Origin of the sequence: Capnocytophaga catalasegens (genome assembly GCF_026005215.1) — a bacterium.
Classification (GTDB): Bacteria; Bacteroidota; Bacteroidia; order Flavobacteriales; family Flavobacteriaceae; genus Capnocytophaga; species Capnocytophaga catalasegens.
This window is the reverse complement of the sequence record NZ_BPMA01000039.1, coordinates 1-9,275: the sequence shown is the minus strand read 5'-3', so window position 1 is coordinate 9,275 and position 9,275 is coordinate 1. Positions and strand designations below refer to the sequence as shown.

At 36.4% G+C, this 9,275-nt stretch carries 12 protein-coding genes and 1 pseudogene; 11 read left to right on the top strand and 2 right to left on the bottom strand.

From position 1 onward, the window contains the following. Positions 1 to 1,499: sacsin N-terminal ATP-binding-like domain-containing protein (locus OO775_RS10520; protein WP_264847062.1), on the bottom strand; the 1,499-nt coding region annotated here is incomplete at its 3' end. Positions 1,500 to 1,620: 121 nt separating this feature from the next. Next, positions 1,621 to 4,350, bottom strand: coding sequence for a valine--tRNA ligase (locus tag OO775_RS10515; protein WP_264847061.1), 2,730 nt, complete (start codon positions 4,348 to 4,350; stop codon positions 1,621 to 1,623). A gap of 283 nt (positions 4,351 to 4,633) precedes the next feature. On the opposite strand from OO775_RS10515, the pseudogene OO775_RS10510 reads away from it, so the two are divergent. The 11 genes and pseudogenes from OO775_RS10510 to OO775_RS10460 all read left to right on the top strand — a co-directional run. Continuing rightward, positions 4,634 to 5,290: pseudogene (locus OO775_RS10510) on the top strand (phage integrase SAM-like domain and Arm DNA-binding domain-containing protein); the annotation flags it as partial. 363 nt (positions 5,291 to 5,653) lie between these two features. After that, on the top strand, positions 5,654 to 5,989 hold the full coding sequence (locus tag OO775_RS10505; protein WP_264847059.1) for a molybdenum ABC transporter ATP-binding protein: 336 nt from the start codon (positions 5,654 to 5,656) through the stop codon (positions 5,987 to 5,989). Between the two features lie 25 nt (positions 5,990 to 6,014). Continuing rightward, positions 6,015 to 6,449, top strand: a complete 435-nt coding sequence (locus tag OO775_RS10500; RefSeq protein ID WP_264847058.1) for a single-stranded DNA-binding protein — start codon at positions 6,015 to 6,017, stop codon at positions 6,447 to 6,449. A gap of 29 nt (positions 6,450 to 6,478) precedes the next feature. Then, complete coding sequence (locus OO775_RS10495; protein WP_264847056.1) at positions 6,479 to 6,925, top strand: hypothetical protein; 447 nt, start codon at positions 6,479 to 6,481, stop codon at positions 6,923 to 6,925. Then, entirely contained in the window at positions 6,922 to 7,128 is a 207-nt protein-coding gene (locus OO775_RS10490) for a hypothetical protein (protein ID WP_016421160.1), read from the top strand. Before OO775_RS10495 ends, OO775_RS10490 begins: the two co-directional genes overlap by 4 nt. Before the next feature lie 6 nt (positions 7,129 to 7,134). After that, entirely contained in the window at positions 7,135 to 7,368 is a 234-nt protein-coding gene (locus OO775_RS10485) for a hypothetical protein (RefSeq protein ID WP_264847055.1), read from the top strand. Between the two features lie 20 nt (positions 7,369 to 7,388). Continuing rightward, entirely contained in the window at positions 7,389 to 7,604 is a 216-nt protein-coding gene (locus OO775_RS10480; protein ID WP_264847054.1) for a hypothetical protein, read from the top strand. Between the two features lie 49 nt (positions 7,605 to 7,653). Continuing rightward, positions 7,654 to 7,746, top strand: coding sequence for a hypothetical protein (locus tag OO775_RS10475; RefSeq protein ID WP_264847053.1), 93 nt, complete (start codon positions 7,654 to 7,656; stop codon positions 7,744 to 7,746). Positions 7,747 to 7,853: 107 nt separating this feature from the next. After that, positions 7,854 to 8,237, top strand: a complete 384-nt coding sequence (locus tag OO775_RS10470) for an HU family DNA-binding protein (RefSeq protein WP_264847052.1) — start codon at positions 7,854 to 7,856, stop codon at positions 8,235 to 8,237. A gap of 182 nt (positions 8,238 to 8,419) precedes the next feature. After that, a complete protein-coding gene (locus tag OO775_RS10465; RefSeq protein WP_264847051.1) occupies positions 8,420 to 8,878 on the top strand; it encodes a hypothetical protein in 459 nt (152 codons plus the stop codon). A gap of 3 nt (positions 8,879 to 8,881) precedes the next feature. Continuing rightward, a partial coding sequence (locus tag OO775_RS10460; RefSeq protein ID WP_264847050.1) for a hypothetical protein occupies positions 8,882 to 9,275 on the top strand: 394 nt, incomplete at its 3' end.

Genomic DNA, 9,275 nt, shown 5'->3' with positions numbered 1-9,275 from the left:
TTAATTACGGATATACAATAATTCTTATAATAGTTAATTAAGCAATCTTTGTTAAAATCAGATAGATGTTTTTTTGAAATCCCGTCAACTAAATCTTTATGACTAATGAATTGAATACTTTTATCATTCCATTCTTTTGCAAATTTGCTCCACAAAATAATATTATCTTTAGTTGGAATATTATTATAAAATTTGGATGCTAAAGTATAAATATCTTCAAAAGCCTCTATACTGCTTAAAAGCTCTTCATCAAAAAAACGAACTTCGTTAATAGTTTTAAAACCATCAGTAGTTTCAACAATTGATAATAATTTATATTCTTTAATCCATTCTTTTTGTAGTATTTCAAAATATTTATTTAGTTCAGAATCTTCTGTATCTCTTTTAAAATTTATTTGGGCGTATAAATGTGGATTTGAAACTTCTAATACATTACTTTTTAAAAAATCAAAAATCAGTTGAGAAACTTTTTTTATTATTTTTCGATTTGCCTCTTCTTGGTCTTTTACTTGGTCTTTGTTACTTTGCAAGTGTATTCCATCTCTTGGTTCAGTAGGTGAAAATTTATTACAATTGATAATGAAGTTCAATCCAAAATCTTCTGAACCAATTAAAGGATAATATAAAAATAATCGAGCTATTTCTTTTGAAAATTCAAACAAATCAAGCTCTTCATTAATAGGAAGAATTACTTCGATTTGGATGTCATTTTCAACAATGGAATAAAGTGTTCTTGGATTTCCATTTACTGAAATAATTGTTTTGTGTAGTTCAATTCCTTTATCATTTTGAACTTTTTCTTTTAAAGTTCTTTCAAATAAAGTTTTGTTATCATTTTGGATAATTGTTACTTTTTTGAGTCGATCATTAATAGTCAGAACGATTGGAATGTAATCTTCCAAATGCTTATTTGATTCTAAAATGTAGGTTTGTTCTTGCTCTGTTTCAGGTAAAAAAGTGAAAGTTGTTGTTATTTCAGGATTTGAAATAGGTGTTTGACTTTCAATAATTTGATAAACTTTATTTTGTTGATTGCTAATATTTTTACTTAACTCTTCCCATTCTTTTGGGCTACGGTCAATTAAAAAATCCTTGATTTCAAAATATAAATCTTCAGCTTTCAGAATTGAATTAATCTGAAATTTTCTTCCAAAAGTATGTGTTGTTAAAAAACCTGTCCCATATTTTCCAACTTGTGGATTTTCAGATTCTTCACCATATTTTCCACTTACTTGTTTTATGAGTGAAATTAGTGATTTTGGCGTAAATGGTTTTCCGTTGTGAGTAAATGAAAATCCATTGGTATAATCTAAAATCACTTCACATTCAGAAGTTAAATCACAAGCATTTTGGATTAATTCCCAAATAGCTCGATTAGATGATTTGTTGTTAAACTTCTCAAATCCTCTAATCATTTTATCAGCGTGTTGCTTTAAATCTGATAATTCGGATTCTAGTTTTGCTTTTTTTAATATTTCTTCTCTTGAATTATTACTCACTTTAAAAACTTTTAGATTTTAAAATTAAAAATTATTCCTTTTTTTATCACATTTAAAAGAAAAGGCGAAAAAACCTTTCGCCCTTTCTTTTAACTTTATCCTTTACACTTTTCTTTTTTCCTTACCCCCGCAAGTTTTTAAGGCTTTCCTGAATGGTTTCAATCTTCGCCAGTGCGTCGGAAAGTTTTTTGCGTTCCATTTCCACCACTTTTTCGGGAGCGGAGCTGACAAACTTCTCGTTGGAAAGTTTTTTCTCCACCGAAGCCAAAAAGCCTTGCGTATATTTGAGTTCCTCTTCGAGTTTTTTGATTTCTTCCTCTACATTGATGTTGCCCTGCATCGGGATAAAATACTCGTTGGACTTCACTCGGAACGAAATCGCTCCCTCTACCTTTTGGCTAACATATTTCAGTTCGGACAAATTCCCCAATTTGGCGATAATCACATCGAAAGTCGTTGCCGTTTGTTCGTTGTTGAGTACCGAAAGAGGCATTTCTTCCTTAAACGGAATGTTTTTCTCTTTTCGCACGGTTCTGACGCCCGAAATTACTTCGGCAGCGGTCTCAAATTCGGCTAAAATCCGCTCATCGAACGAAGTTATTTCAGGATATTTTGCCACTACCAGAGCCTCCTCAGGTTTTCGTTCGGTGATATGTTGCCAGATTTCCTCCGTGATGAAAGGCATAAACGGATGCAACAATTTGAGGTTATCTTCAAAAATGGCGATAATTTCTGCAAAGGTTTTTTGGTCAATCGGCTGTCCGTAAGCAGGTTTTACCATCTCCAAAAGCCACGAACAGAAGTCGTCCCACACCAATTTGTAAATTTTCATCAAGGCATCGGAGATTCTGTATTTTGCAAAATCGTCTTCGGTTTCGCCAAGTACCTTTTGGAACTTATTTCTGTACCATTCTATGGCAATTCGGTTATTCTCAGGCTGATTAGCCTCCGAAATTTCCCAACCTTTCACGAGTCGGAAGGCATTCCAAATCTTGTTGGCAAATCCGCTACCTTGCTGACAAAGTGCCTCATCGAAAAGTAAGTCATTTCCTGCTGCGGACGACAATAAAAGCCCCACACGAACGCCGTCCGCACCAAAGTCATCAATCAATTTCAACGCATCGGGCGAATTGCCCAATGATTTAGACATTTTTCGTCCCTGCTTGTCGCGAACCAATCCAGTGAAATAGACATTGGTAAAAGGTTTTTTCCCTTTGAATTCGTACCCTGCCATAATCATTCTCGCCACCCAGAAGAAAATGATGTCAGGAGCTGTAACCAAGTCGCTCGTGGGGTAATAATAATTGTATTCTTCGTTTTCAGAGTCTAAAATTCCACCAAAAACGCTCATTGGCCACAACCACGAAGAGAACCACGTATCGAGAGCGTCTTCGTCCTGTTTCAAGTCATTAGTGGTTAGGGAATGGTTATTAGATTTTGCTTTTGCCAATTCTAAGGCTTTTTCTTTGGTTTCGGCAACTACGAAATCTTCTTTTCCACTACCATAATAATACGCCGGAATTTGTTGTCCCCACCAAAGCTGACGCGAAATGTTCCAATCGCGGATGTTTTCCATCCAATGGCGATAGGTATTTTCATATCTTTTGGGGAAGAAATTGATTTCTTCACTTTCCAAAACTCCGCTGATGGCAGGTTTTACCAAATCTTCCATCTTCAAAAACCATTGGTCGAGTGGGCGTTGTTCGATAACAGCCCCTGTACGTTCCGATGTGCCGACTTTATTAAGATAATCTTCTGTTTTCAGCAATAAATCTTTGGTTTCGAGTTCTTTAACTATCTCTTTGCGAACTACAAATCGGTCTTTTCCTTCGTAATACAATCCGTGATGATTCAGTTTGGCATCGTCGGTAAAGGCGTCGATGATTTCGAGTTTATGGCGTTCGCCGATTTCGTAGTCGTTTTTGTCGTGAGCCGGAGTGATTTTCAAGGCTCCTGTTCCAAACTCAATATCCACGTATTCGTCTTCGATAATCGGCACAACACGATTAACAATTGGCACGATTACTTTTTTGCCTTTCAGATGTTTGTAACGCTCATCGTTGGGGTTGATACAAACGGCAATATCGCCGAAAATTGTTTCGGGACGCGTGGTAGCTACCAAAAGATATTCCTCTCCCCCCGCCCTCTCCGAAGGAGAGGGAGCTTCCATTGCGATTGGATTGGAGTTTTTATTTTGAACGTCCTGCAACTCCCCTCCTTCGGAGGGGTTGGGGGAGGATATATAGTATTTCAGATAGAAAAGTTTTCCGTTCTGTTCTTTATAAATAACCTCTTCATCCGAAAGTGTGGTTTTGGCTTCGGGGTCCCAATTGACCATTCGATATCCGCGATAGATGTATCCTTTATTGTATAAATCGACAAACACCTTTATCACCGAAGCATAAAGGTCATCATCGAGGGTGAATTTGGTTCTGTCCCAATCGCACGAACAGCCGAGTTTTTTGAGCTGCTCAAGGATAACACCACCATACTGATGTGTCCAATCCCAAGCGTGTTTGAGGAATTCCTCACGTGTAAGGTTGGCTTTGTCAATGCCTTGTTCTTTGAGCTTTGCCACTACTTTGGCTTCGGTGGCAATAGAAGCGTGGTCGGTACCCGGCACCCAACAAGCATTGAAGCCTTTTAGCCTTGCACGGCGGATAAGTACATCTTGAATTGTGTTATTGAGCATATGCCCCATATGCAAAATTCCCGTAACATTTGGCGGGGGAATTACAATAGTGTAAGGCGTTCTTTCATCGGGAGTTGAGTGGAAGAAATTATATTTTAGCCAGTAGGCATACCATTTTTCTTCTACCGAATTAGGTAAATATTTTGAAGGGATTTCCATATTTATTAAAAAATTTTTAATCAAAATAGAATTTAAAATGCAAAACTACAAAAAATAATATAATTAGCTCATACAAAGAGGATTATTTTTTTAATAGGAAGATAAGAGAAGACAGAGTCTTAGATGATTTGGACAGGCTTTTTCAAAATTAGGTTTCTAAATCGTCACCTAATACCTTGAAAAATATTTTTTATTAGTAGGTTATATTTCAGTGTTTTACACCTTTTTTCATATTGTACAGTAACTTGATAAAAAGTACTTTCGCAAATTAAAAAATTAGAGTATGAAAAAAGTAAAACGCTCAACCTTTAAGGTATTGTTCTACCTTAAAAAGAATGCCCCAAAAAAGAACGGTAAGGTTGCTATTATGGGGCGTATTACCATTGACAATCAGGTAGCTCAGTTTAGTACCAAACTTGAAATTCTTCCACAGAAATGGGATTTGAAATACGGCAGAGTAACAGGTAAAACAGAGGAAGCTACCCAACTCAACCGCAAGCTGGAAGAGATCCGCTCACGTATGGTTACTCATTATGAAGAGCTGATGAAGTACGAGGGAGTGGTTACTGCTCAGAAGCTAAAAGCCACTTTCCTAGGTATAGGAGTAATGGAAGATTCCTTGCTAAAAGTCTATGAGAAGTTCAAAGAAGACTTTGCCTTGATGGTAGAAAAAGGTGTTAGAAGTTACAGCACGCTCAACAAATACGAAAATGTATATACTCATTTGAGTGAGTTTATCCAGTACAAATACCGCAGAAGTGATATTTCTTTCAAAGAGCTTACAGAAGACTTTATCAACGATTTTGACTTCTATCTTAGAGTTAATAAAAGTCTTACTCACAACACAATATGGGTTTATATGATGCCCCTTTGTAAAATGGTAGAAATAGCTATAGACAAGGGTATCATCTATCGCAATCCTTTTAAGAATTATATAAGTTAAAGGTATTTCTGTGTTATTAACGCTTCTTGCAAGGTCAAGCCCGATGGGTTTTCAAAAAAATATCCAGCCCTTGTCCGTTGTCCTGCGGGTAGTATTTTTTTGAAAAACCTTGCAGAAGCTAAACACAGACCTTTTATGGCACTCGAAACGAAACCAGCTCATTCCGACCTTTAAGCGAATAAAAAAAATGTCAAATATGAGAAAAATGCCGCTTCTTACAGATTGTTTTTTGAAACGAATACCGCTTTTCCTCCCATTGTCGAATAAAAAATTTCAAAAAGACAACCTAAAAGCCGAAAATCGTGCGTATCGTGTCCAAACAAGCCGTAAAGCAGTATAAAACTCCTAAAATGCAACAAGATGAAAAAAGAACCCTGTATCGCAACCAAATTCGTGTCTCACGAAATAAGTCCCTTAGAGCATCTGAAAGACTGCCAAGTCTATCAGCTCCGTGTAAAGCTCAATAGCGGTGAGAAACTCACCCAAATAGAGAAAAATTGGATTACCCAAGCGGTCAATAGTAACTGCTTTTTCAGAAATGCTATCCCCTTATTGGGCTACCGATTTGATTTTTCCGATGTACTGAGAAAGTTCATTGTAAAGCAGTATAATACTTGGTATGAATACTATGCTATCGACCGCACCAGCCTCCGTGCCTATCTTTATGGGCGCATAGACCAAATAGTAGAAATTTAGTAACCTAATAACAAATAGAACGCTTATGAATATTGTAGGAAGACTTACCGAAAATGCACAAGTGCAAACCCTATCAAATGGCAAACAAGTCGTTAATTTCTCTGTAGCAGTGAACGACAACTACCGAAACAAAGCAGGTGAAAACGTACAACAGACCTCCTTTTTTGACTGTGCTTATTGGCTCAGTACGGGGGTTGCTCCGTATCTTACCAAAGGCACATTAGTTGAATTGGAAGGACGAGTATCGGCACGAGCGTGGCTCAATCGTGAGGGAGAACCTCAAGCAGGCTTGAACTTTCACACCTCCAAAATCAAATTCCACTTTAACAAGAAAGCAGAAGTAACACCTAATACCTCTGCAAGTGAGACAAATAACACAAATGCCATAACACCTTTGCCAAAGCCCCAAGTCACAGCAGGACAAGTAGCAGAGGAAGACGAGAACGATTTGCCTTTCTAAATGTATAACCCTTTAAAATTGAACAGAAAATGAATATCAGCAAAACACCTACGACACACCTTTTGGTGCGTGCCTATACCAATAGCGAATGGGATAGTTGCGACTTTGCCCTTATCACCCTTACCGAGCAATGGCTTGAGAAAGTGAAAAAAGTAGCCCAACAAGTGGCTACCCTAAAGAGCGACCCCGATTTTGTAAACCTTAGTTTCTATGAGGCAAGAACCGACTTTTATACCCTCAGCGATGAGCAACAGCCCGATTTATCCTTTTTGGAAGAACGCACTTGGGCTTTTGTGGAACTCACTGAGGAGGAATTAGCCTCTTTCAATACGCCTGAAAGCCGTTTGGATATTTACCGAAGCGTATTTACTCGATACGATGATTTCTATATAAAAGCCTATGGAAAATACTCCTCCGATGAGTATTGGACGGACGACATCTGTTTTGAAGAACTTTTTAAAACCTTTGAAAAATGATAATAACAGACCTCAATGGTGCACCTATAGAGGTAACCGACCTTGATAAAGCCTTAGCGCAAGCCGATAGCTTTAGAGGGTATAAGCATACTGACAACACCCACAAGGCGTTAGACAAGAGGCTAAAAGCCTATTGGCAGGACTTATATATTAAACTAAAGCAACTCAAAGAAGCCCAAAACTCAACCCTTAATAAAACCTAACAGCCTATGGAAAGCGTTTACTTAGTCTATAAAACTGATAGCTGGCACTATATGAGTAGCCGTGTCCTTATGCAAGTATGCACAAGCAAGTACAAAGCAATCGAAGTGATAAAAGCCTATTGCAAGCGGTACAAGCTACCCTTTACCCAAGACGACCTAGCCAACTTGCAATGGTACGACCAAACCCAATGTAGCAAAAGAAGCATTGAGTTTGAGATAGAACCTCAAGAAGTAGTTTAACCTAAAAAAAGAGTATCCTAATGAACACACTCAAACAACCCCTAACAACTGACCCTAAAGCCCTGTCCTATATAGGGATAATCATCCGAACTTTTGAACCACTGCACTTTATGAACCTTAGCGACCAAGACCGAGAGGCAACCCTTAAAGCCCGACAAGCCTTAGAAGCTATCGTAAAGGCAAACGGCTACACAGTAAGTTATCGCACTGAAAACGCTATTAAAAAAGCCCCTTAAAAGATAAGGATATAAAAACAGAAGTATCAATTTAAAAACGAAGTATCCAATGGAAACCCATTTTTTCAATCAAATTGCTCAGTTAGCCATACAAGGTAAACTACACTTAGTCATAACCCAAGAAGCAAATAACAGTTCTTAGTAAAAATGAAAATCAAAAAATATAGTAAAAATATTTTGGGATATAAAAATAAAACCCTTACCTTTGTCGTACTTTTAGTGAATTTTGCAAACTAAAATTTTATAAAAATGCCAATAAAATACAAAGTTATTCAAAGAGGGCAACCAGGTGTTGCGGGTGGAGGAACGAAGAAATACTATGCCTCCGCTAATCTCACAGGTGAAAAGTCCTTAGCAGACCTTACTAAAGACATTGAAAAAATGTGTACTGTAAATGGTGCCGATATTCGTGCTGTGCTTTATGCTTTAGTAGAAGCAATGCAATCTTCCTTATCAAACGGACAAGCCGTACGATTGGGAGAGCTTGGAAGTTTGTGCGTAAGTATAGGAAGTGAAGGGAAGGCGACAGAGAAAGAAATAAATTCTTCTTCTATCAAAAATGCTAAGGTTATATTGACACCAGGAAAAGACATCAAAAAAATGCTTGATACACTTGAATACGAAAAAATGTAGTGTACCTTTGAAAAAGCTGTATGTTTCAAATAAAACATACAGCTTTTATTTTATAAAGCGATAACTATATTTTTGCAAAGCAATGCTTATATTTTTTTGAAGCGATGCTTATATTTTTAAGAAGTAACAATTACAATTAGAAATCAAAATAGTTATACATCTTATATAAAATAACAAAATCAATGGGAATTTTTAAGAAAGCTAATAACATATACATCACAGTTCGTGATACTTATACTATAAGAGGTGGCACTTCTTATGAAGAAGCTGAAGAAGTAACTATTACAGCTACAGAAGAAATAGAATTAATAAGTGCTGACAAAGTAATAATGCAAGGTTTAGAAGGAGGTGTGCAATATGGTACTGTTAACAAAGAAGAACCTAAAATTATTATGAATTATTTTACTGACCTCAATGATAAAATTTTGGGAAATAGAGGAAAGATAGGAGAGGAAGTCTATTTAGTGATAGAAGGTAAAAATCTTGCAGGAAAAGAAGCTGATTTAGACCTAACTGATAATGAAATAGATTTTGAATACAAGGGTGAACGTTTAGAAAACGACATACTCAAAGGGTATGTTTTTAAAAACGACAAAACAGAACGCATCAAACTAAAAATAATAGAACAAAAAAACGACTAAACTATGGCAGGCATAAGAATAACATTATTAGAAACAGGACAAGAATCCGTAGCCAGACTATCAGTTGCTGGAGTAACAAGTAAAATTATAAAAGGATATTGGGTAAATTCTAAAGGAGAAAAAATAACACTCCACCCTTATGATGAACCTAATTTCCTATATTTTTATTTTGAAAGTGTAGATGAACTCATAAATAAGCAAATTATATTAAAAGTTTATGACTATACTCATAAAAAAGCTGTTGTTCTTTACGAAACAAAATATACTATTAATGCAAAATGGAATACTATTAGAATACCTATAAAAGGCGATTTATTTAAATATACGGAAAATAAAAAAGAAAATTTAAATGAAAATATCTTGAGATTATATTCCTGTCTTTACTTAGATGGGGAAA

Bases quoted from the DNA above. Each gene is read 5' to 3' on its own strand.
- OO775_RS10515 (WP_264847061.1), bottom strand. From the start codon at position 4,350: ATGGAAATCCCTTCAAAATATTTACCTAATTCGGTAGAAGAAAAATGG.
- OO775_RS10505 (WP_264847059.1), top strand. From the start codon at position 5,654: ATGAAAAAAGAACCCTGTATCGCAACCAAATTCGTGTCTCACGAAATA.
- OO775_RS10500 (WP_264847058.1), top strand. From the start codon at position 6,015: ATGAATATTGTAGGAAGACTTACCGAAAATGCACAAGTGCAAACCCTA.
- OO775_RS10495 (WP_264847056.1), top strand. From the start codon at position 6,479: ATGAATATCAGCAAAACACCTACGACACACCTTTTGGTGCGTGCCTAT.
- OO775_RS10490 (WP_016421160.1), top strand. From the start codon at position 6,922: ATGATAATAACAGACCTCAATGGTGCACCTATAGAGGTAACCGACCTT.
- OO775_RS10485 (WP_264847055.1), top strand. From the start codon at position 7,135: ATGGAAAGCGTTTACTTAGTCTATAAAACTGATAGCTGGCACTATATG.
- OO775_RS10480 (WP_264847054.1), top strand. From the start codon at position 7,389: ATGAACACACTCAAACAACCCCTAACAACTGACCCTAAAGCCCTGTCC.
- OO775_RS10475 (WP_264847053.1), top strand. From the start codon at position 7,654: ATGGAAACCCATTTTTTCAATCAAATTGCTCAGTTAGCCATACAAGGT.
- OO775_RS10470 (WP_264847052.1), top strand. From the start codon at position 7,854: ATGCCAATAAAATACAAAGTTATTCAAAGAGGGCAACCAGGTGTTGCG.
- OO775_RS10465 (WP_264847051.1), top strand. From the start codon at position 8,420: ATGGGAATTTTTAAGAAAGCTAATAACATATACATCACAGTTCGTGAT.